Origin of the sequence: Bradyrhizobium sp. Ce-3 (assembly GCF_022835695.1) — a bacterium.
Classification (GTDB): domain Bacteria; phylum Pseudomonadota; class Alphaproteobacteria; order Rhizobiales; family Xanthobacteraceae; genus Bradyrhizobium.
This window is the reverse complement of record NZ_BQUV01000009.1, coordinates 148533-171686: the sequence shown is the minus strand read 5'-3', so window position 1 is coordinate 171686 and position 23154 is coordinate 148533. Positions and strand designations below refer to the sequence as shown.

The following is a 23154-nucleotide window of genomic DNA, read 5'->3' as shown; positions in this document are numbered from 1 at the left end:
CTATACCCTTTCCTGACTGGCGGTGCGGCGCTTGAACAGGTCCTGGAACACCGGGAAGATCTCGCCGCGCTCACTCACCTTGCGCATCGACAGCGGCTCGCCCTCGTTGCGCAGACGTTCATAGAGCGTCCAGAGCGAGGAGTCCGGCATGTCGAAGGTGTAGTTGGCGGCCTCGCCGACCTCGAGATAGGCGAAGAACTGGCAGACCGGCAGGATCTTGTCGGTCAGCAGCTGTCCGGTCAGCCCACTATCGGAGGTCATGTTGTCGCCGTCCGAGGCCTGGGCGGCGTAGATGTTCCAGTCGGCGGGACGGAAGCGGGTGCGGACGATGTCGTTCATCGCAACCAGCGCGCTCGACACCAGTGTGCCGCCGGACGCCGGTCCGTGGAAGAACGTATCCTCGTCCACCTCCTCGGCGCGGTCGGTGTGCCGGATGAAGACGATCTCGACATGCTTGTAGCGCCGCTTCAGGAACACGTAGAGCAGCATGTAGAACCGCTTCGCCAGATCCTTCATGTGCTCGGACATCGAGCCCGAGACATCCATCAGGCAGAACATCACGGCCTGCGCCACCGGCTTCGGCACGGTCTCAAAGCGGCGATAGCGGATGTCGATCGGATCGATGAACGGGATCCGCTTGACCTTGGCCTTCAGCCCTTCGAGCAGCGTGAGCAGTTCGCGGCGGCGGGTCTCGTCCTCGCACTCCGCCAGCTCCGCCTCGAGCGCCTCGATGTCGTCCTTGCGCGGCCGGCGCAGCGCGACGCGGCGCGCCAGTGCCCGGCTCACCGTGCGGCTGATCGAGATGTTGGCGGGCGAGCCCGAGGTCGCATAACCGGCGCGCCGGATACCCTCGCTCTCGGTTTCCGCAAGCTTGCGCTTGGCGAGGTCCGGGAGCTCGAGGTCGTCGAGGAAAAGGTCGACGAACTCCTCACGGCTGAGCACGAAGCGGAAGGCGTCCTCGCTGTCGCCCTCGCCCGCGCCGGAGCCCTTGGCGCCGCTTTGGTTCGGGCGCTGCAGCCAGTCGCCCTCGACGAACTTCTTGTTGCCGGGCAGCACCATGTCACGCGTGCCGCCCTCGCGGCGGAACCGCGGTTCATCCATGCCGTCCAGCGGGATTGTCACTTCGCCGCCCTCCAGGACATCCTTGATGTCCCGGTCCTGCGACGACTTCTTGACGGCTCCCTGCACCAGCGCCTTGGCGCGCCGGAGGAAGCGTTGACGGTTCTCCAGGCTCTTGCTACCCGGATTCAGCCGCCGATCGACGATATGCATGACCACGTTGCATCTGCCTCACCGGATGCGATCATGACCAGTCGCATCGCATTCTTATTGGACGGGACGAGACGGGACGGAAAGCCGTTGCCGGCTTTCCGGATCGTGCATTAGCCGGCCTGCTTCACCCGCATATACCACTCGACGAGCCGACGGACCTGGCGCTCGGTATAACCGCGCTCCACCATCCGCTCGACGAACTCGCCGTGCTTCTTCTCGGTCTCGCCGTCCTTCTTCGAACCGAACGAGATCACCGGAAGCAGATCCTCGACCTGCGAGAATATCCTCTTCTCGATCACGTCGCGAACCTTTTCGTAGGAGGTCCAGCTCGGGTTCTTGCCGTTATTGTGCGCCCGCGAACGCAGCGAGAACTTGACCACCTCGTTGCGGAAGTCCTTCGGGTTGGCGATGCCGGCCGGCTTCTCGATCTTGGTCAGTTCCTGGTTCAACAGCTCGCGGTTCATCAGCTGGCCGGTGTCGGGATCCTTGAAGTCCTGATCCTCGATCCAGGCATCGGCGTAGTCGACATAGCGGTCGAACAGGTTCTGGCCGTAGTCGGCGTAGGATTCCAGATAGGCCTTCTGGATCTCGTTGCCGATGAACTCGGCATAGCGCGGCGCGAGGTCGGCCTTGATGAATTCGAGATAACGCTTCTCGGTCTCGTCAGGCAGCTGCTCGCGGCGGATCGCCATCTCCAGCACATACATCAGATGCACCGCGTCGGCGCCGACCTCCGTGGTGTCGTGGTTGAAGGTCGAGGCCAGCACCTTGAAGGCAAAGCGGGTGGAGACGCCGTCCATGCCCTCGTCGACGCCGGCCGCGTCCTTGTATTCCTGCACGCTGCGCGCCTTCGGATCGGATTCCTTCAGGCTCTCGCCGTCATAGACCCGCATCTTGCCGAACAGCGTCGAGTTCTCGTGCTTGCGCAGCCGCGACATCACCGAGAAGCGGGCCAGCGTTTCCAGCGTGGCCGGCGCGCACGGCGCGGCTGCCAGCTCGGAGCTCTGGATCAGCTTCTCGTAGATCTTCTGCTCCTCGGTGACCCGCAGGCAGTACGGGACCTTGATGACGCAGATGCGGTCGATGAAGGCCTCGTTGTTCTTGTTGGTCTTGAAGCTCTGCCACTCGGCCTCGTTGGAGTGCGCGAGGATGATGCCGGTGAACGGGATCGCACCGATGTTCTCGGTGCCGATGTAGTTGCCCTCCTGCGTCGCGGTCAGCAGCGGGTGCAGCATCTTGATCGGCGCCTTGAACATCTCGACGAACTCGAGCACGCCCTGGTTGGCGCGGTTGAGGCCGCCGGAGTAGCTGTACGCATCCGGATCGTTCTGGGCGTAGGTCTCGAGCTTGCGGATGTCGACCTTGCCGACCAGCGAGGAGATGTCCTGGTTGTTCTCGTCGCCGGGCTCGGTCTTGGCGACCGCGATCTGGCGCAGCCGGGACGGCTGGATGCGCGCGACGCGGAATTGCGAGATGTCGCCGCCAAAGGCTTCGAGCCGCTTGTAGGCCCAGGGCGACATCAACCCGCTCAGCCGGCGGCGCGGAATGCCGTACTTCTCCTCGATCATCGGCCCGAGCTGCTCGGGGTCGAACAGCCCGAGCGGACTCTCGAATACCGGCGACAACTCGTCACCCGCCTTCAGCACATAGATCGGATGGATCTCCATCAGCGCCTTGATGCGCTCGGCGAGCGACGACTTGCCGCCGCCGACCGGTCCGAGCAGATAGAGGATCTGCTTGCGCTCTTCGAGGCCCTGCGCGGCGTGGCGGAAGAAGCCGACGAGGCGCTCGATCGTGTCCTCCATGCCGTAGAAGCCGGCGAAGGCCGGATACGACCGGATCGTACGGTTCAAAAAGATACGGCCAAGGCGTGGGTCCTTGGCCGTGTCGATCATCTGGGGCTCACCGATTGCCGCTAATAACCGCTCGGCCGCATTGGCGTATCGCATCGGATCACTTCGACACGACTCCAGATACTCGGCCATCGACATGTCGGTCTGGCTTCGCGCTTCAAACGACCTTGCGAAGGCGTTGAACAAAGAATCGTTGTACATGATCCCTCTCTCCACGATATGTATCGCCGCACGACTGACACGAGTCGTAACAAGAGCGTCCTAGGATCGAATCAGCGTCGGCACGCTGGGTCCATTGGACACTCGACCGACTCATTTCGGCAATGCACGGCGCGTGCAGCCTCTGCCTTATCAACAGGCAGGAAGCTTAATGGTTCATCAATATCCCCCGTTGGTAGCCTGTTTTTAACGGTTGTAACTCCTCAGCCACATCCGTGGTTTACCGGGGCCCAGGCTTCCGAGGCGGATATCCGAGCGGGGCAACTTCCCCGTCCGGCGATGAACGTTGGGCTCCCTGAAAACGTGTGGCTGTCCAGCCTTGGCGTCAAGATGCGCGCGTCACAGATTCGGATGAACAAACATTCAGAAGCCGTTGAACGTGCCTCCTTCTCGCCGCGACTAAGGCAACGAGCCCGCGCAGTTCCGCGCGGCACCATTGCCGCGCTGTAAAGATGACACCTTGGAGGCGCGGGCTATTCCCGAGACGGTCATGAAGCAGGCGTTTCTCGTTGTCGCACTTGCCGTCGCAGCCTGCACCGCCGCGACGTCAACCGCCCAGGCGCAGGAGGACGTCGACAAGGCGGTCGACAAGGGCCTGGCGGCCGCCTTCGACAACAGGATGTTCGCAGGCCCGCCCGGCGCGAAAGCCTATGCCTGCTTCGTGCGGCGATACGATGCAAATCATCTCGCGCAGCATCCGAAGCAGAAGGTCGGCACGATGAAGCTTCTGGTGTCGGCCGAAGACGCGCCGGAGGACGAGACCACCAACTACTCGTTCCGGCTCGGCGTCACCTACCGCCATCGCTCCGGCAATTTCGACTCCAGCGGCTTCTGCAACCACGCACTCGCAACCGAATCCGGTCACGAAATACGCTTTGAATGCGGCGTGGATTGCGAAGGCGGCGGTATCAGCGTGGCGCTGTCGAAAGACGACAAGTCCGCGATCGCGCGCCTCGCCAGCATCAGGATGTGGAATCGCAACAAGCCCGACGACGACGCGGGCGAAGCGCTGCTCGCCGGTGCCGACGACAAGATCTTTCGCCTCGATCGTGCGGACTCGCGCGAATGCGCCGAACTCGTGACCGACCGCAAGGAACTCGCCGCACTCCGCCACAAGTGATAGGTTGGCGCGTTCAACAATAATTGCGCGAGGGACGCCATGCACCGACGCAGCATCCTGTGGGGCACGCTCTCGGCGATCGGCGCCGCGTTCGCAGCGTCAAAGGCGAACGCCACCGAGGCTCCGCCGCAGAAGCTGAAGGTGGCCTACCACCTCGACGACCTCGCCAAGGTCAATTTCGTGATCGGCAACATCCAGAACCATCTCGACGGCGTCGGCGGTCCCGGCAACGTGACGATCGCGCTCGTGGTGCACGGCCAGGCGCTGAAGGCGTTTCATGCAGCAGCCGCCAATCCCGACCTGTCCAGGCATGTCGGGCAGTTCACAAGGGACGGGATCGAGCTCGCCGCCTGCGCCAACACCATGAAGTCGCAGAACATCGCCCTGAAGGACCTGCTTCCCGGCTTCGTCGCCGCCGAGCGTGGCGGCGTGGTCCGCCTCGCCGAGCTGCAATCCCGCGGCTACCTCTATTTGCGGCCCTGACGCACGCGCGTGCGCCGCACGCGTCATAAAAATGTGCCGAGATCAGGGTCTGCTCGCCGCCGCGCTTCCTGGGGGATCGAACTGTTGTGAATGGCGTTATCCCTTGGGAATGTTGATATTCCGCCCGGGCCCCCAGCCATGTTGACAATCCGCCCCTGCCCCCGAAAGCTGCCCGGGAACCCAAAAATCGACCCTCGATCGAACGAGAACAGGCACCCATGAACCCCGTCAAAGCACTCGAAAATCACCGCCAGGCCGTCTGGCTGGACTTCCTCGCCCGCGGCTTCGTCGCCAAGGGCGACCTGAAGCGGCTGATCGAGACCGACGGCGTCAAAGGCGTGACGTCCAACCCCTCGATCTTCGAGAAGGCGATCGGCAGCTCGGACGAGTATGACGGGGCGATCGGGCAGGCCCTGAAGAAGGGCGACCGCTCGGTCGCCGACCTGTTCGAGCATCTTGCCGTCGTGGATATCCAACATGCCGCCGACGTGCTGCGCCCGGTCTACGACCACAGCCATGGCGGCGACGGCTTCGTCAGCCTCGAAGTCTCGCCCTATCTCGCGATGGACACCAAGGGCACGATCGCCGAGGCCGAGCGGCTCTGGAAGGACGTCCACCGCAAGAACCTGATGGTCAAGGTGCCGGCGACGCCGGAGGGCCTGCCGGCGATCGAGCACCTGATCGGCGAAGGCATCAGCATCAACATCACGCTGCTGTTCTCGCAGAAGGTCTATCGCCAGGTCGCGGAGGCCTATCTCAAGGGCCTCGAGAAATACGTCGCCAAGGGCGGCGATCCCTCCCATGTCGCGAGCGTGGCGAGCTTCTTCGTCAGCCGCATCGATAGCGCCGTCGACAAGCAGCTCGACGAGAAGATCGCCCGCGCCAACGATCCCTCCGAGAAGGAGCGGCTGGCCGCGCTGAAGGGCAAGGTCGCGATCGCGAACGCCAAGCTCGCCTATCAGGACTACAAGCGCCTGTTCTCGGGCCCGCGCTGGGACAAGCTCACCGCCAAGGGCGCCAAGCCGCAGCGGCTGTTGTGGGCGTCGACCGGCACCAAGAACAAGGACTACAGCGACGTGCTCTATGTCGAGGAGCTGATCGGCCCCGACACCGTCAACACCGTGCCGCCGGCGACGCTGGACGCCTTCCGCGACCACGGCAAGGTCCGCGACAGCCTCGAGGAGAATGTCGAAGACGCCCGCCACGTGCTGGAGGAGCTGGAGAAGTCCGGCATCTCGCTCGATGCGATCACCGAGGAGCTGGTCAAGGACGGCGTCAAGCTGTTCGCCGACGCGGCCGACAAGCTGTACGGCGCGGTGGCCCACAAGCGCGCGACCTCACTCGGCGGCGGCATCGACCATCAGAAGCTGGCGCTCGGCGCGACCATCGAGAAGGCGGTCGAGAAGAGCACCGAGGAATGGCGCGCCGCGGCCAAGATCCGCAGGCTCTGGCACAAGGACAAGTCGGTCTGGACCGGCGATGACGAGGACAAATGGCTGGGCTGGCTGAACAGCGCCGCCTCCGCCGACGTCGCCGACTACGAGGATTTCGCCAAGCGCGTGAAGGGCCAGAACTTCACCGACGCCGTCGTGCTCGGCATGGGCGGATCGAGCCTCGGGCCCGAGGTCTTGGCCCAGACCTTCCCGCACAAATCCGGCTTCCCGCGGCTGCACGTGCTCGATTCAACCGATCCGGCGCAGGTGCGCGCGATGGAGGAGTATGTCGACATCGCCAAGACGCTGTTCATCGTCTCCTCCAAATCCGGCGGCACCACTGAGCCGAACGTGATGAAGGACTATTTCTTCGACCGCGTCGCCAAGGCGATCGGCAAGGACAAGGCCGGCCATCGCTTCATCGCGGTGACCGATCCGGGCTCGTCGCTGCAGAAGGTCGCGATCAAGCAGGGCTTTGCCCGCATCTTCTACGGCGATCCCGCGATCGGCGGCCGCTATTCGGTGCTGTCGCCATTCGGCCTGGTGCCGGCGGCCGCCGCGGGCATCGACCTCCGCAGCCTGCTCGGCCATACGCTCGCCATGGTGCGCTCCTGCGGCGCCGACGTGCCGCCGCGGGAAAACCCGGGCGTCCAGCTCGGGCTGGCGATGGGCATCGCCGGGCTCGAAGGCCGCGACAAGGTGACGATCTTCGCCTCGCCCGACGTCGCCGATTTCGGCGCCTGGGCCGAGCAGCTGATCGCGGAATCGACCGGCAAGGACGGCAAGGGCCTGATCCCGATCGAGGGCGAGACCATCGGCGACGCTGCGGTCTACGGCAACGACCGCTTCTTCATCGACCTGCGCACCGAGGCCGAGAGCGACGCCGCGCATGAGGCGAAGCTCGCCGCGCTCGAGGCCGCCGGCCATCCCGTGGTCCGCATCGTGATGAAGGGAATCGATCATATCGGCCAGGAATTCTTCCGCTTCGAGATCGCGACCGCGGTCGCCGGCTCGATCCTCGGCATCAACCCGTTCAACCAGCCCGACGTCGAGGCTGCCAAGATCAAGACCCGCGAGCTGACGGCGGCATTCGAGAAGACCGGGTCGCTGCCGGCCGAGCAGCCGGTGGTCTCAGTCGACGGCGTCGATCTCTACACCGACGCGCAGAACGCCGAGGAGCTGCGCAAGGCCGGCGCCAATGGCGACCTCAACTCCTGGATCAAGGCGCATCTGTCGCGCTCCGGCCGCGGCGACTATGTCGCCCTGCTCGCCTATATCGAGCGCGACGGCGACACCATCGACGCCATGCAGGCGATGCGGCTGAAGGTCCGCGATGCCAGGCACCTTGCGACCTGTGCCGAGTTCGGCCCGCGCTTCCTGCACTCGACCGGGCAGGCCTACAAGGGCGGGCCCGACAGCGGCGTGTTCCTCCAGGTCACGACCGAGGACACCGAAGACCTGGCGGTGCCCGGCCAGAAGGCGAGCTTCGGCGTGATCAAGGCGGCGCAGGCGCGCGGCGATTTCGACGTGCTCACCGAGCGTGGCCGGCGGGCGCTGCGCGTCCACCTGAAGGGCGATCTCAGCTCCGGGCTGGCGGCGCTCGATGCCGCGATCTCGGCCGCGCTGAACTGACGGAGGCGAGCAATGCAACTCGGCATGATCGGCCTCGGGCGGATGGGCGGCAACATCGTCCGCCGCCTGATGACCCAGGGCCACACCACCGTGGTCTACGACAAGGACCCGAAGGCCGTCGCGGCACTCGTCGCCGACAATGCGACGGGCGCCTCGTCGCTGGAGGATTTCGTCCTCAAGCTGGAAGCGCCGCGCACCGCCTGGGTGATGCTGCCGGCCGGCAAGATCACCGAAGCCACCATCGAGGCGCTGTCGAAGCTGATGCAGCCCGGCGATGTCATCATCGACGGCGGCAACACCTTCTGGCAGGACGACGTCCGCCGCGGCAAGGCGCTGCGGGAACGCGGACTGCACTATGTCGATGTCGGCACCAGCGGCGGGATCTGGGGCATCGAACGCGGCTATTGCATGATGATCGGCGGCGACAAGAAAGTGGTCGACCGGCTCGACCCGATCTTCAAGACGCTGGCGCCGGGCATCGGCGACATCCCGCGCACCTCCGGCCGCGAGGGCCGCGATGCCAGGATCGAACAGGGCTACATCCACGCAGGTCCCGTCGGCGCCGGGCATTTCGTCAAGATGATCCACAACGGCATCGAATACGGCCTGATGCAGGCCTATGCCGAGGGCTTCGACATCCTGAAGAACGCCAATATCGAGGCGCTGCCGCCGGACCATCGCTTCGATCTCGACATCGCCGACATCGCCGAAGTCTGGCGGCGCGGCAGCGTGATCCCGTCCTGGCTGCTCGACCTCACCGCCTCGGCGCTGGCGCAGAACCAGACGCTCGACAATTACTCCGGCTTCGTCGAGGATTCCGGCGAAGGCCGCTGGACCGTCAATGCAGCGGTCGACGAGGCGGTGCCGGCCGAGGTGCTGACGGCCGCGCTCTACACGCGCTTCCGCTCGCGCAAGGACCACACCTTCGCGGAGAAAATCCTCTCGGCGATGCGCGCAGGTTTCGGCGGCCACAAGGAGCCGCCGAAGAAGGCTTAAAGCGTTTTCAAGCGGGGCCTGTCCCGCACGTGATGCGGGATGGGCACCGGTTCGCGTGAAGAAAACGCGTCTAGAAGATAACCGCGGAAGGTCACGTGCAGAAAAAACCCGATCCTTGCTCCTTCATCATCTTCGGCGCCACCGGTGATCTGACCCACCGCCTGGTGGTCCCGGCGCTCTACAATCTCGCCGCCGGCGACCTGCTGCCGGAGAAATTCTGCGTCGTCGGCATCGTCCGCAAGGGCATGTCGAGCGAGCAGCTGACCGACAGCCTGATGCAGGGACTGCGCAAGTTCGCCACCCGCCCGGTGGACGAGGCGATCGCCAAGCGGCTGTTCGAATGCGTCACCTCGATCGAGGCCGATCCGCGCGATCCGGCGTCCTTCGATGCCATGAACGAACGGCTCGGCAAGCTCGAGCAAGCCCGCGGCACCGGCGGCAACCGCCTGTTCTATCTGGCGACGCCGCCGAGCGCCTTCATGCCGATCAGCGAGCAGCTCGGACGCACCGGCATGCTGGAGGAGAACGGCGCCTGGCGGCGGCTGATCGTCGAAAAGCCGTTCGGCACCGATCTGGCGTCGGCCAGGGCGCTGAATGCCGCGCTGCTGAAGCTGATGGACGAGCATCAGATCTACCGGATCGACCATTACCTCGGCAAGGAAACCGTCCAGAACATCCTGGTGCTGCGCTTCGCCAACGGCATGTTCGAGCCGATCTGGAATCGCAACCATATCGATCACGTCCAGATCACCGTCGACGAGAAGCTCGGCGTCGGCCACCGCGGCAGCTTCTACGATGCCACCGGCGCGTTGCGCGACATGGTGCCGAACCATCTGTTCCAGCTGCTGTCGCTGGTGACGATGGAGCCGCCGGCGCGCTTCGACGCCCATGCGGTGCGCTCGGAAAAGGCCGAGGTGCTGAGCGCGATCCAGATCCAGAGCGAGCAGGAGGCGCTGTCCAATTCGGTGCGCGGCCAGTATCGCGCCGGGCGGATCGGCGACACCGAGATCGAGGACTATCTCAAGACACCGGATGTCAAGCCGGACAGCTCGACCGAGACCTATGCCGCGCTGAAGCTGACCATCGACAATTGGCGCTGGGCCGGCGTGCCGTTCTATTTGCGCACCGGCAAGGCGCTGAACACCAAGCGCACCGAGATCGCGATCAAGTTCAAGCAGGCGCCGTTCGCGATGTTCCGCGACACCGCGGTCGACCGCCTGTCGCAGAACTACCTCGTCATCTCCACCGAGCCGACCGAAGGCATCGAGCTGCAATTCAACACCAAGGTGCCGGGCCCTACCATCAACATCGACGGCGTCGAGATGAAGTTCCGCTACAAGGACTACTTCAAGGCGGAGCCGTCGACCGGTTACGAGACGCTGATCTATGACTGCATGATCGGCGACAATCTGCTGTTCCAGCGCGCCGACAGCGTCGAGGCCGGATGGCAGGCGGTGCAGCCGTTCATCGATGCCTGGAAGAGCGCCGGCGGACGCGGCCTGCAGCCCTACAAGGCCGGCAGCGAGGGCCCCGAGGCGGCCAACGCGCTGCTGACGCGCGACGGCCGCGGCTGGCGGAAGCTCGGCTGACATGACCACGCCCGGCGAGCGCACAATCATCACGGTCGCGGGTCCCGCGGCCCTGGCGAAGACGGCCGCCGAGCGGGTGATCGCCAGGATCGACCAGAACCCCGGCCGGATCGCGGTGTGCCTGACCGGCGGCTCCAGCCCCAAGGCGCTCTACGAGCTACTGGCGACGCCGGACTATCGCCAGCGGATTCCGTGGGACCGCATCGACTGGTTCATCGGCGATGAGCGCCTGGTGCCGCGCAAGGACAGGCTGCACAATATGAGCATGGCGCGTCAGGCCTTCCTCGACCGCTGCGCCCCGGCCGCCAATGTCCACCCGATCGCGACCGACACCGCCGACCTCAGGGATCCCGATGTCAGCGCGGCGCTCTACGAGAACGAGCTGATGGCGTTCTACGGCGCCGAGCAGCTCGATCCGAAGCGGCCGCTGTTCGACCTGGTGCTGATGGGCATCGGGCCCGACGGCCACACCGCCTCGCTGTTTCCCGGCTTCCCGGCGGTCGAGGAAACCCAGCGCTGGGTGGTCGGGGTGCCCAAAGCCAATGTCGAGCCGTTCGTGCCGCGGGTGTCGCTGACCCTGCCCGCGCTCGCCTCCTGCCGCGAGATGCTGTTCGAGGTCGCGGGCGAAAACAAGCGCGCGATCTTGACGCGCCTGTTCGCAGGCGAGAACCTGCCGGCAAACCGCGCACGATCGCTGGGCGAAACCGTCTGGCTGATCGATCAGGCAGCGCTGCCGGAGGGAACTCGTGGATGACCTTGTTGGGTGACTTTCTTGGGTGACGGGCAAAACCCCTGCGCACTGGTCGTGATGGGCGTCTCCGGCTCTGGCAAGAGCACCATCGCCGACCGCCTCGCGATCAGGATCGGCTGGCGCTACGAAGACGGCGACAGCTTTCATCCGCCGAGCAATGTCGCAAAGATGCATTCCGGCCAGCCGCTCACCGACGAGGATCGCTGGCCCTGGCTGCGCGCGATCGCCGCCGAGATCGACCGCACCTGCGGCGTCCGTGAGCGCGCCGTCATCGCCTGCTCCGCGCTGAAGCGCGCCTATCGCGACATCCTGGTGCACGGCCGCGACGATATCCGCATCGTCTTCCTCGACGGCACGCAGGAGCTGATCGCGACGCGGCTCGCCGCGCGCAAGGACCATTTCATGCCGCCGGGCCTGCTCGCCAGCCAGTTCAGGACGCTGGAGCCGCCGACGCCGGACGAACGCCCGATCACGGTCGCGATCGATCGTTCGGTCGATGCCATCATCGAAGACATCGTCACTCAACTGAAGCTGGGCCGCCCATGAACCACACCGCCACCCGCATCGCCCTTGTCGTATCCGATGTCGACGGCACGCTGCTCACCAAGGACAAGACCTTGACCGACGGCGCCAGGACGGCGGTGCGCCGGCTGCACGAGGCCGGCATCGGTTTCACCGTCGTCTCCAGCCGGCCGACCATCGGGATGGGTTTCCTGGTCGCGCCGCTCGCGATCACGCTGCCGATCGGCGCCTTCAACGGCTCGTCGATCGTCGATCCGCAATTGAAGCCGCTCGAGCAGCATTTGATCCCCGCGGCGGCGGCAAGACGCTGCGTCGACCTGTTGCGCGACCACGGCGTCGACATCTGGCTGTTCACCAACGACCGCTGGCTGACCCGCAATCCCGACGGCGAATACACCGCGCACGAGCAGCACACCATCAAGCACGATCCGACCATCGTCGACGACTTCACGCCCTATCTCGGCCAGGCCTGCAAGATCGTCGGCGCGAGCTCCGATGCGGCGCTGCTGCAGCGCTGCGAAGTCGAGATGCAGCAGATGGTCGGCCACGATGCGACCGCGGTGCGCTCGCAGACCTACTATCTCGACGTCACCCCCCCGGGCCACGACAAGGGCACTTTCGTCGAGGGCATCGCCAAGCGCCTCGGCGTGCCGCTCGAGCGCGTCGCCACGATCGGCGACATGCAAAACGATCTGCCGATGTTCGCGCGAAGCGGCGTCTCGTTTGCGATGGGCAATGCCAGCGACGACGTCAAGGCGCGCGCCACGCATGTGACCGATACCAACGAGCGCGACGGTTTCGCGCGCGCCATGGACACGGCGCTGCAGCTGCGCTGACGCCCACCGACGAGCGCCCCCCGCGTGATCGAACGCGGGCCGCAGCGTGATCGCCGTTACAGTCCACGACATCCGATCGTGTCACTCTGATGCTGTGATCGCATCACACCGATCACGCGGCCATTTGTCGCGGCGATGTCCGTCGCCCGACCAATCCGCGGTTCCATTCGACCTATCGAAATACTGGTCTGTCGCCCGCCAATCGAGGAGTTCGAAACACTTTCCTCACATTCGTTCGCTGCCGCTCGCATCCAGGAATTTTTCCTGAGGCAGCCGATCCCATTAGTTCGGCGAGTCCGGCCCCGGGCACGCCAAATTTTGCTGGAGTGCAATTCATGGCCGTGACCGCCAACCTCGCCGCCGGAGTCCTCACCGTCACCGGCGATGCCGCCGACGACACCATCACCACGGGCCGCGACCCGGCGGGCGTCATCACGGTCAATGGAGGCGCGGTTCCGATCACCGGCGGACCGGCCACCATCGCCAACACCACGGCGATCGACATCCTCGGCCAGGATGGCAATGACACGATCACACTCGATGCGAGCCAGGGCGCCCTGCCGCCGGTCGCATTGGATGGAGGCGCAGGCACCGACACCGCCATGATCGACGGTGAGGACACCGGCGAGACTTTCGTCATCGCTGCCAACGGCACCCATGTCAGCGTCAACCGGACCAGCCCCGATCCATTCTCCGTCGACATCAGCACCACCGAGAATCTGGTTCTCCATGCCGGCGGCGGTGACGACGTCATCACGGCCGGCAACGGGCTGGCGGCGCTGATCTCGCTGACGCTAGACGGCGGCGACGGCAACGACACCATCACCGGCGGTGACGGCAACGACCTCTTGATCGGCGGCAACGGCAACGACATCGTCACCGGCGGACGCGGCGCCGATACCGCGCTGCTCGGCGACGGCGACGATACCTACATCTGGAATCCAGGCGACGGCAGCGACACGGTCGAGGGCGGCGCCGGCAACGATACCCTGCAATTCAACGGCGCCAATATCGCCGAGAAGATCGACATCTCGGCCAACGGCTCCCGCGTGCGGTTCACGCGCGATGTCGCCAACATCACGATGGACCTCAACGGCATCGAGAATATCAACTTCAAGGCGCTGGGAGGCGCCGACCAGGTCACCGTCAACGACCTCAGCGGCACCGGCGTCAAGCACGTCACGATAGACCTGCAGGCCGCCGGCGGCGGTGGCGACGGTGCCGCCGATGCAGTGACTATCGTCGGCACCGGCAATGCGGATCAGATCACCGTCGCGCTGGTCGGCTCCGACGTCGTGGTGAGCGGCCTCTCCGCTGATGTCACCATCGTCGGCCAGGAAGCCGCCAACGACTCCCTGACGATCAACGCACTCGGCGGCGACGACACCATCAACGCATCCGCGCTGCCCGCCGGGCAACTCGCGCTCACCATCGATGCCGGTGACGGCAACGATACGATCATCGGCAGCCAGGGCGCCGACGTCATTCTCGCCGGCGACGGCAACGACACCGTGACCGGCGGCCGCGGCGACGACACCGCCCTGCTCGGCGCCGGCGACGACACCTACATCTGGAATCCCGGCGACGGCAGCGACGTCGTCGAGGGACAGGCCGGCACCGACACGCTGGTGTTCAACGGCGCGAATATCGCGGAGACGTTCGATATCTCCGCCAACGGCTCCCGTGTTCGGCTGACCCGCGACGTCGCCAACATCACGATGGACCTCAATGGCATCGAGAAGATCGATATCCACGCCCTCGGCGGCGCGGACACGATTACGGTCAACGACCTCTCCGGCACCGACGTGCAACAGGTTTTGATCGACCTGTCCGTCACGGGAGGCAACCCCGACGGCGCGCTCGACACCGTGATCGCCAACGGCACCGCCGGCGCCGACACCATCACCGTGACCGGGAGCGGCCGCGACATCCTGGTCAACGGCCTTGCCGCAGAGATCGTGGTGCACGGCCAGGACGCGACCGACGTGCTGCAGATCAACGGCCTGGGCGGCGATGACCATATCGACGCGTCCGGCGTCGCCGCCGGCTTGATCGCGCTCGCCATCAACGGCGGCGCCGGCGACGACGTCATCATCGGCAGCGGCGGCAACGACATCGTCACCGGCGGCCAAGGCAGCGACGTCGCGCTGCTCGGCGGCGGCGACGACACCTATATCTGGAATCCCGGCGACGGCAGCGACACGGTCGAAGGACAGGCCGGCACCGACACGCTGCAGTTCAATGGCGCCAACATCGCCGAGAACATCGACATCTCGGCCAATGGCACGCGGGTGCGCTTGACCCGTGATGTCGCCAACATCACCATGGACCTCAACGGCATCGAGAAGATTGCCTTCTTTGCCCGCGGCGGAGCGGATCACGTCACCGTCAACGACCTGACCGGTACCGACGTCAAGCAGGTCCTCATCGATCTCTCCGCGACCCCCGGCAGCGGCACCGGCGACGGCGCGGCCGACACCGTGACGGTCGAGGGCACCGGCGGGGTCGATCAGATCATAGTGAGCCAAAACGGCGGGACCATTCTGGTCGACGGCCTGCCTGCGGAGGTCGCGATCCTGGGTCAGGAAGCCGCCAACGACTCGCTGACCATCAACGGTTTTGGCGGCGCCGACATCATCGATGCGTCCGGGCTCGGCGCCGCGACGATCAAGCTGACGATCGACGGCGGCGCGGGCAACGATGTCATCACCGGCAGCGCCGGCAACGACCAGATCATCCTGGGGGCCGGCGACGATACCTACGTCTTCAAGCCGGGGGCCGGATCCGACGTCATCGCCGACTTCGTCGCCGGCGCAGGCACCGACGACGAGATCGATCTTCGGGCGTTCAAGGCGGCGGGCATTCACGACCTGACGGCCGTGCTCGCGCTGGCCACGCCGGTCGGGGCCGACACGGTGATCGATTTCGGCGGCGGCAACGTCCTGACGCTCGACAATGTGACGAAGACCGACCTCAGCAACGATGACTTCATCTTCGGCGGCCCCGGCGTCACCGCGGTGACGACCTCGGGCACGGGGATCACGGCGGGGTCCGGCGATCTGAATGCCGGTCATGTGGTGACCTTCACGGTGACGTTCGACGAGAACGTGACCGTCACCGGCCAGCCGCATCTGCTGCTCAACGACGGCGGCGTCGCCTCGTTTGTGAGCGGCAGCGGGACCAACACCCTGACCTACCAATACACGGTCGCCGCGGGCGAAAACACGGCCGACCTCGCCGTCATCGGTTCCGACCTGAATGGCGGCACGATGAAGGACCCGTTCAACAACGATGCCGATCTTTCCGGCGCGATCGGCAATCCGGCCGGCACGCTGCAGATCGACACCACCGCACCGCATGCCGCCAGCGTCGCCGTCACGCCGTCGGACGGACACGAGGCAGCAGGCTCGATCGTCACGTTCGCGGTTGCATTCGACGAAGCCGTCAGCGTCACCGGCATCCCGACGCTGGCGCTCAATGACGGCGGCGTCGCGCATTATGTCGGCGGCAGCGGCAGCAGCACGCTGACCTATCAGTATGTCGTCGGTGCCGGCGAGAACACCGCCGATCTCGCCGTGACCGGCTCGAGCCTCGACGGCGGCTCGATCAAGGACCAGGCCGGCAACGACGCCGACCTCGCAGGTGCGATCGGCAATCCGGCCGGCATCCTGCAGATCGATACGATCGCGCCCCAATTGACTGAGATCACCGCGACGCCGGCGAGCGGCACCCAGACCGCCGGATCGCTGATCCAGTTCACCCTCGATTTCGACGAGGCGGTAAAACTCGCGGGCGGATCGCCGACGCTCTCGCTGAACGACGGCGGCACGGCGACTTTCGATGCCGCGGCCACCGCCCTGCTCGGCGATGCTAGCAAGCTGGTATTCGACCATGTCGTGGCGGCCGGCAATCCGCCAACGGCGCCGCTGGCGATCACCGGCTTCAATGCCAATGGCGCAGCTGTGAGCGACCTCGCCGGCAACCTCGCCAACCTCGGCAACGTATCTCACACATTCGACGATCTGTTCGTCAACGAGAACACGCTGCCGGCTTTCACCCTCAACGGCTTCACACGGCCGGAGCTGCATCTGAACGCAGGGGGCCAAATCCTGCTCGACGACACCGCCTCAGCGTTCGCTGCCAAGTTCGGCCTCGAGTATCTCTATCTCGGAGTGCCGCCGGGAACGCCGTACCCGCCGGTCGACCTCACCTGACGAACCGGCGCGAGCCGATTTTGGGTCGAATAAAGCCCCGCCGTGGCGGGCGAGCGGCCGTTGCACAATTTCGGAATATTGGAAATGTACGCCTGAGTTGCCCGACGTGTCAAGCTGCGTAAAGCATGATCCGGAAAAGTGCGAAGCGGTTTTCCGAAAACATCCTGCTTAAACATAGAGCTAAAGCGCGATGGCGATTCGACCTCATCTCATCGCGCTTTAGTCGAACGCCGGCAGCCGTCGGCTCCTTTGCATGGGGTTGTTTCGATATTTTGGCGGCGGTCCCGCGAGCGGGCCTCAGGTCGACCGCTGCACCGCAGGCTTCTCGGCGTCGGCCCTGGCGGCGCTGAGATTGTGCGCGGTGTTGATCAGCGCGATATGGGTCAATGCCTGCGGGAAGTTACCGGTCTGCCGGCCGGCGCCGGAGTCGTACTCCTCCGCCAGCAGTCCGAGATCGTTGGCAACCGCCACGACGCGGTCGAACATGGTCTGCGCCTTGTCGAGATCTCCCGCCAGCACGTGAGCGTCGGCGAGCCACAGGCTGCAGGCCAGGAACGCGCCCTCGATCGGCTGGATTTCGTCGGACACCTCGCGCGGATCGTGGCGCAGCACGAACCCGTCGCGCATCATGTGCCGCTCGACCGCGGCGATCGTGCCGCGGATGCGCGGATCGTCCGGCGGCAGGAAGCCGACCGACGGCAACAGCAGCAGGCTGGCGTCGAGCAGTTTTGAGCCGTAGCTCTCGACGAAGCTGTCGAGACCGGGATCGAAGCCGCGCCGGCAGACGTCGCGATGGATCGCCTCGCGCAGCACCCGCCATTTGAGCAGCGGTGCCTTGAAGCCGAAGCGTTCGGCGCTCTTGATGGCGCGATCGAAGGCGACCCAGCACATCACCTTGGAGAACACGTAGTGCCTGGGAGTGCCGCGGCGCTCCCAGATGCCGTGATCCGGCTCGTCCCAGACGTCGGCGAGATGACTGACGACGGTGCATTCGAGCGACCAGTTCTCCTCGTCGAGCTTCAGCTTGGCCATGCGGGACTGGTGGAAGGCGTCGATCAGCTCGCCATAGACGTCGAGTTGCAGCTGCGCATGCGCGGCATTGCCGACGCGCACCGGCTGCGCCCCTTCATAGCCGGGCAGCCATCCGGCTTCCCATTCCAGCAGGCGCCGCTGGCCCAGGATGCCGTACATGATCTGCATGTTGGCGGGAGCGCCGGCCGCCGCGCGCAGCAACCAGTTGTGCCAGGCCGCCGCCTCCTCGGTGTAGCCCGAATTCATCAGCGCCAGCAGCGTGAAGGTGGCGTCGCGCAACCAGCAGAAGCGGTAGTCCCAGTTGCGCGCGCCGCCGAGCTTTTCCGGCAATGACGTGGTGGGCGCCGCGACGATGCCGCCGGTCGGCCGGAAGGTCAGCGCCTTCAGCGTGATCAGCGAGCGCATCACCAGGCCGCGCTGATAGCTGCCGTCATAGGTCGAACGGCTGCACCATTCCTTCCAGTAGTCCTCGGTGTCCTTCAGCGCCGCCGCGGGATCGATCGGCTCCGGCACCGGCTGAAACGACGCGCCGTAGGTCAGGACGAACGGCACGGTGTCGCCCTCGCCGACCTCGAAATCGGCGATCGTGGTCAGGTCCTTGCCTGTCGTTTCGACCGGCGTGCGCAGCACGGTCATGTCCTGCCCGCTGATCGCGAGCAGCCCCTCGCCGTCCGGGTTCTTCTTCACCCAGGGCACGTCGACCCCGAAGCCGAAGCGGATCACCAGCTCCATGTGCATCTTGACGCGGCCGCTGATGCCGCGGACGAGACGCACCACGTCGGAAGCGTTGCCGCGCGGCGGCATGAAGTCGACCAGCGCGACCACGCCGCCTTCGGTCTCGAACCGGGTCTCCAGGATCAGCGTATCGTCCCAGTAGCGGCGCGAGGTCTGCCTGATCTCGCCAGTGGGCGCCAGCAGCCAGCGGCCGTTCCGCGACGTGCCGAGCAGCGCCGCGAAGCAGGCATCGGAATCGAATGCCGGCCAGCACAGCCAGTCGATCGAGCCGTCGCGGCCGACCAGCGCTGCGGTCTCGCAATCGCCGATCAGTCCATAATCTTCGATGCGAGAGGCCACGCGCCGTGCTCCGCGTTATCCCGCGTGCGACCGCTCGCGGGTGGCGCGCTTGAGCGCATCGATGTCGATCGCCGACGAAAGATGCTCGAGCGAGACCGGCAGCCGCCGTTTCCAGTTCGGATGCTCGTAGACGGTGCCCGGGATGTTCGGCTGCTCGACGATGCCGAGCAGATCCTCCATCGACACCGCCAGCATCCGCGACCGCGTCCGCGCCATGAAGCTCACCACCGAACAAAAATCGTTGTGATGGATGTCGTGCCGGCGCAGCACGTCGTCGAGATGGCCGAGCGCATCCCAGCGCCCCTGGTCGGTCTCGCCGGGGTCGATGCCGAGCGCGCGCTTGGTCTTGAGGTCGCTGAACGAACGCCAGCCCGCATAGGTCGACAGATCGTGGGTGTTGAACGTGACCAGCGCGTTCGGCAGATAGTAATCGACGTTGCGGAACACACCCCGGTCGTCGGTCTCGAACATCATCACGAGATAGGACCAGATGCCCCAGCCGTTCATCTGCTCGCGGAACCCGGGCGGCACGGTGCCGAGGTCTTCGCCGATCACGACGCAGCGGCTGGCTGTGCTTTCCTGCGCGGTCGCCGCCAGCAGCGCCTCGAACGGCATCAGCACATAGGCGCCATTGGCCGGGCCGAAGCCGCGCGGCACCAGATAGAGCCGCTTCAGTCCGAACGCATGGTCGAGCCTGATCGCGCCGGCATGGTGCATCGAGGCGCGCAGCATCTGCCTGAACGGCTCGAACAGGCGCTGTTCGAGGCCTGCGGCGTTGAAGCCGGCCAATCCCCAGTCCTGGCCTGCGGTGTTGAGCGGGTCCGGCGGCGCGCCGACGCCGAGATGGCGCGAGATCGCGGTCTGCTCATTCCAGGCGTCGAAGCCGTCCGACTGCACGCCGACGGCGACGTCGAGATAGAGCCCGACCCGCATCCCGAGCCTGTGCGCCAGCGCCTGGCAGGCGCCGAGCTGGCGGTCCGCGGTCCATTGCACGAATTCGACGAACTCGACCTCGGCGGCAGAGTCGCGCGCCTCCCGCAATTTGGCGCAGGCCGCGTCACTGGGCTGCCGCCATTCGTCCGGCCACTCCCACCACGGCGTGTTAAACTTGTGCCGCATCGCCTCGAAGCAGGCGAAGCGCGACAGCAGCGCACCCTGCTCGTTGCGATAGGCCTCGAAATCCTGCCTGCGGCCGGGACCGGGATTGGCCTTGAAGGCCGCGAACGCCGCGCGCAGCGCCGGCCATTTCAGCGCCGCGACACCGACATAGTCGACCAGATCGTGGCCACGGAGCTGCGCCAGCGCGGCCTGCGTCTCGGCATCGATGCGGAATTCGGGAATCTGCTCGACGTCGATGTAGAGCGCGTTGAGGAACAGCCGGCTGTTCGGCGAATACGGACTGCAATCGCCGGGCCGATCGTCGAACAGCGCGTGCAGCGGATTGAGCCCGATGCCGTCGGCACCGAGCCGGCGGGCGAATTCGAGCAGGCCCCGCAGATCGGTGAAGTCGCCGATGCCCCAATTGCGCGCGGACCGCACGCCGTAGAGCTGGACCGCGATCACCCAGCAGCGGTCGAACTCGCCGCCGAATGCGCCCTCCGGCGCCACCAGCAGCGGCAGTTCCTCGCTGCCCGACGCGTCGGTGAGCTGCAGGCGGTGCACGCCTTCGGGCAGACCGGACGGCCAGGTCACGCTCCGTTCATGCGCCTCGCCCTGCGCGAGCACCGCAGTGCCGTTCATGACCTTCCATTGCACTGGAAGCCGCGCCGCCTCCGCGAGCTGCGTTTGCGCAGCCTGGCCGCCTCTGACGACCACGGGATCGGCGACGATCCGCCGCGGCGTCTGGGGCGGCAGCCCCGCGAGGATCGCCGTCAGCGCCTCAGGGGTTGTCACACGGCGGTGACCGCTCCCATCGATATACTCGGTCTGGATTCCCAGGGTCTGGGCTTTGGCGTAAAGGTCCATTCGGCACGCTGCCTGCTCGCAACGGTATCGGGATCGTTGCTAAATTGTACAGATACGGGAAAGGGATAGTTGATGTTCAACGCTCTACCCTATCCGGCGTTCCCACCGGGAACCATTGCCCGGCGAGCGGCTTTCTATATGGGTCTGGCGCGCCTCCTTCCCGGCGTCGGGACGTCATTTGCATTTTCAATGGCGGCATCACCGTGAACAAAACCCTCCGGCCTGTCGAGAGTGCCCATGGCACTTTTCATATCACCGACGTCTATCCGTCGGTCGATGGCGGCCGTTTCCCCGTCAAGCGCATCGCGGGCGAAGCTGTCGAGGTCTGGGCCGACATCTATCGGGACGGACATGACGTGATATCGGCGGCATTGGTGTGGCGGCGCGACGGCGACACCGAATGGCAGGCTGCGCCGATGACGCCGCACAGCGACGACCGCTGGGGCGGCAGCTTCGTGCCTGACCGGCCCGGCCGCTACAGCTTCGCGATCGAGGCCTGGACCGACCCGTTCGCAAGCTGGCGGCACCGCTTCGAGCAGAAGCAGCGCGACGGCGGCGACCACACGCTGGATGCGATCGAGGGCGCGGGCATGCTGACCCAGGCCCAGGCCGGCGGGCCGGCGGCCGCCGCGGTCATCATCCGGCAGTGCGAAAGCTTTCTGCAGACCGGCGAGCCCGGCGCCCTGCTCGCACCGGAATTGCAGGCAGCGATGGCGGGCAGCCAGTTCCGCCGCGACCTGATGCGATCGCAGCTCTACCCCCTGACCGCCGACCGGCCGCGGGCGCGCAGCGGGGCCTGGTATCAGATGTTTCCGCGCAGCCAGGGCAAGATGCCGGGCGCGCACGCGACCTTCAACGACTGCATTGCGCGATTGCCCGACATCGCCGCGATGGGCTTCGACGTCGTGCTGCTGGCACCGATCCACCCGATCGGGCGCACGCACCGCAAGGGCCGCAACAATGCCGCGATCGCGCAGCCGGGCGATCCCGGCAGCCCCTATGCGATCGGATCGGCGGAGGGCGGTCACGATGCCGTGCATCCGGAGCTCGGCACCCTCGAGGATTTCCGCGCCTTCGTTGCGGCCTGTCATGCCCATGGCCTCGAGGTCGCGCTCGATTTCGCGGTGCAATGCTCGCCGGATCATCCCTGGTTGACCGCGCATCCGGAATGGTTCAAGCGGCGCCCGGACGGCTCGATGCGTGCCGCCGAACATCCGCCGCAGCGCTGGGACGACGTCGTCAATCCGGATTTCGGATCGGCGGATGCCGCCGCGCTGTGGCGCGCGCTGCGCGACGTCGTGCTGTTCTGGGTCCAGCAGGGCGTCAAGATCTTCCGGGTCGACAATCCGCACACCAAGCCGCTGGCATTCTGGGAATGGCTGATTCGCGAGGTGCAGGACCGCGATGCCGACGTGCTGTTCCTTGCGGAGACCTTCGCGCGGCCGAAACTGATGAAGGGTCTCGCCAAGCTCGGCTTCACGCAGTCCTTCAGCTATTTCACCTGGCGTACCCAGCGCTTCGAGCTCGAACAGTATCTCGGCGAGTTGATCGCCTATCCCGAGCGTGACTTCTTTCGGCCGAATTTCTTCGTCAACACACCCGACATCCTGCCCTTCCACCTGCAAAGCGGCGAATCCTGGATGTTCAAGTCGCGTCTCGCGCTGGCCGCGACGCTTTCCAGCAACTACGGCATCTATAGCGGCTTCGAGCTGCGCGAGCACACGCCGGTCCCCGGCGGCGAGGACTATCTCAATTCCGAGAAATACCAGATCAGGGTCCGCGACTGGGATCAGGCCGGGAACATCAAGCCCTATATCGCCGCGCTCAATCAAATCAGGCGCGGCAACCCGGCCCTGCAACAATTCGCCGATTTGCGCTTTATCCCTGTCGATGATGGCGGCGTGATCGGTTTCGTCAAGGAGGCGGCCGATCAGGGCAATGTGATCGCGGCTGCGATTGCATTGTCGGCCGAGCCGCGTGAGGTCTGGCTGCCGCTCGGCGACGTCATGGTCGGCCGTGGCGACGATCGCCGCGCCGCCACCGCCGTGGAAGACCTTGTCACCGGCGAGCGCCATGCGCTCGAATGGGGAGGCATCCGCCTGCGTATCGATCCTGCGCGCGATCCCGCGTTGCTGTTGCGCTGTGTCGCCTGAAGGAGCCGCC

Annotated in this window: 14 protein-coding genes; 10 read left to right on the top strand and 4 right to left on the bottom strand. The window is 65.7% G+C overall.

Annotated features, from left to right (window positions below; genetic code table 11):
- Together BRSPCE3_RS28335 and BRSPCE3_RS28330 are read right to left on the bottom strand one after the other, a co-directional pair.
- Complete coding sequence (locus BRSPCE3_RS28335) at positions 1 to 1272, bottom strand: YeaH/YhbH family protein (protein WP_244069847.1); 1272 nt, start codon at positions 1270 to 1272, stop codon at positions 1 to 3.
- Between the two features lie 110 nt (positions 1273 to 1382).
- Complete coding sequence (locus BRSPCE3_RS28330) at positions 1383 to 3326, bottom strand: PrkA family serine protein kinase (RefSeq protein ID WP_244069639.1); 1944 nt, start codon at positions 3324 to 3326, stop codon at positions 1383 to 1385.
- A 508-nt stretch (positions 3327 to 3834) separates the two neighbouring features.
- On the opposite strand from BRSPCE3_RS28330, the gene BRSPCE3_RS28325 reads away from it, so the two are divergent.
- From BRSPCE3_RS28325 to BRSPCE3_RS28285, 9 genes are all read left to right on the top strand, one after another.
- The gene (locus BRSPCE3_RS28325) at positions 3835 to 4464 is read left to right on the top strand and encodes a hypothetical protein (protein WP_244069638.1); all 630 of its coding nucleotides are present in this window, start codon (positions 3835 to 3837) and stop codon (positions 4462 to 4464) included.
- A gap of 39 nt (positions 4465 to 4503) precedes the next feature.
- A complete protein-coding gene (locus tag BRSPCE3_RS28320; RefSeq protein WP_244069637.1) occupies positions 4504 to 4947 on the top strand; it encodes a DsrE family protein in 444 nt (147 codons plus the stop codon).
- A gap of 218 nt (positions 4948 to 5165) precedes the next feature.
- Positions 5166 to 8012, top strand: coding sequence for a bifunctional transaldolase/phosoglucose isomerase (locus tag BRSPCE3_RS28315; protein ID WP_244069636.1), 2847 nt, complete (start codon positions 5166 to 5168; stop codon positions 8010 to 8012).
- Positions 8013 to 8024: 12 nt separating this feature from the next.
- On the top strand, positions 8025 to 9008 hold the full coding sequence (gene gnd, locus BRSPCE3_RS28310) for a phosphogluconate dehydrogenase (NAD(+)-dependent, decarboxylating) (protein WP_244069635.1): 984 nt from the start codon (positions 8025 to 8027) through the stop codon (positions 9006 to 9008).
- A gap of 95 nt (positions 9009 to 9103) precedes the next feature.
- Entirely contained in the window at positions 9104 to 10597 is a 1494-nt protein-coding gene (gene zwf, locus BRSPCE3_RS28305; protein WP_244069634.1) for a glucose-6-phosphate dehydrogenase, read from the top strand.
- 1 nt (position 10598) lies between these two features.
- A complete protein-coding gene (pgl, locus tag BRSPCE3_RS28300; RefSeq protein WP_244069633.1) occupies positions 10599 to 11351 on the top strand; it encodes a 6-phosphogluconolactonase in 753 nt (250 codons plus the stop codon).
- A 54-nt stretch (positions 11352 to 11405) separates the two neighbouring features.
- On the top strand, positions 11406 to 11894 hold the full coding sequence (locus tag BRSPCE3_RS28295; RefSeq protein WP_244069846.1) for a gluconokinase: 489 nt from the start codon (positions 11406 to 11408) through the stop codon (positions 11892 to 11894).
- Entirely contained in the window at positions 11891 to 12706 is an 816-nt protein-coding gene (locus BRSPCE3_RS28290) for an HAD family hydrolase (RefSeq protein ID WP_244069632.1), read from the top strand. The genes BRSPCE3_RS28295 and BRSPCE3_RS28290 overlap by 4 nt, the downstream gene beginning before the upstream one ends.
- Positions 12707 to 13041: 335 nt before the next feature.
- Positions 13042 to 16920, top strand: a complete 3879-nt coding sequence (locus BRSPCE3_RS28285; RefSeq protein WP_244069631.1) for a calcium-binding protein — start codon at positions 13042 to 13044, stop codon at positions 16918 to 16920.
- A gap of 297 nt (positions 16921 to 17217) precedes the next feature.
- On the opposite strand, the gene BRSPCE3_RS28280 is transcribed toward BRSPCE3_RS28285, so the two are convergent.
- Entirely contained in the window at positions 17218 to 19026 is a 1809-nt protein-coding gene (locus BRSPCE3_RS28280) for a glycoside hydrolase family 15 protein (protein ID WP_244069630.1), read from the bottom strand.
- Positions 19027 to 19041: 15 nt separating this feature from the next.
- A complete protein-coding gene (gene malQ / locus BRSPCE3_RS28275) occupies positions 19042 to 20991 on the bottom strand; it encodes a 4-alpha-glucanotransferase (RefSeq protein ID WP_244069629.1) in 1950 nt (649 codons plus the stop codon).
- Between the two features lie 203 nt (positions 20992 to 21194).
- On the opposite strand from malQ, the gene BRSPCE3_RS28270 reads away from it, so the two are divergent.
- Positions 21195 to 23144, top strand: coding sequence for an alpha-1,4-glucan--maltose-1-phosphate maltosyltransferase (locus BRSPCE3_RS28270; RefSeq protein ID WP_244069627.1), 1950 nt, complete (start codon positions 21195 to 21197; stop codon positions 23142 to 23144).
- The last annotated feature ends 10 nt before the right edge of the window (positions 23145 to 23154 follow it).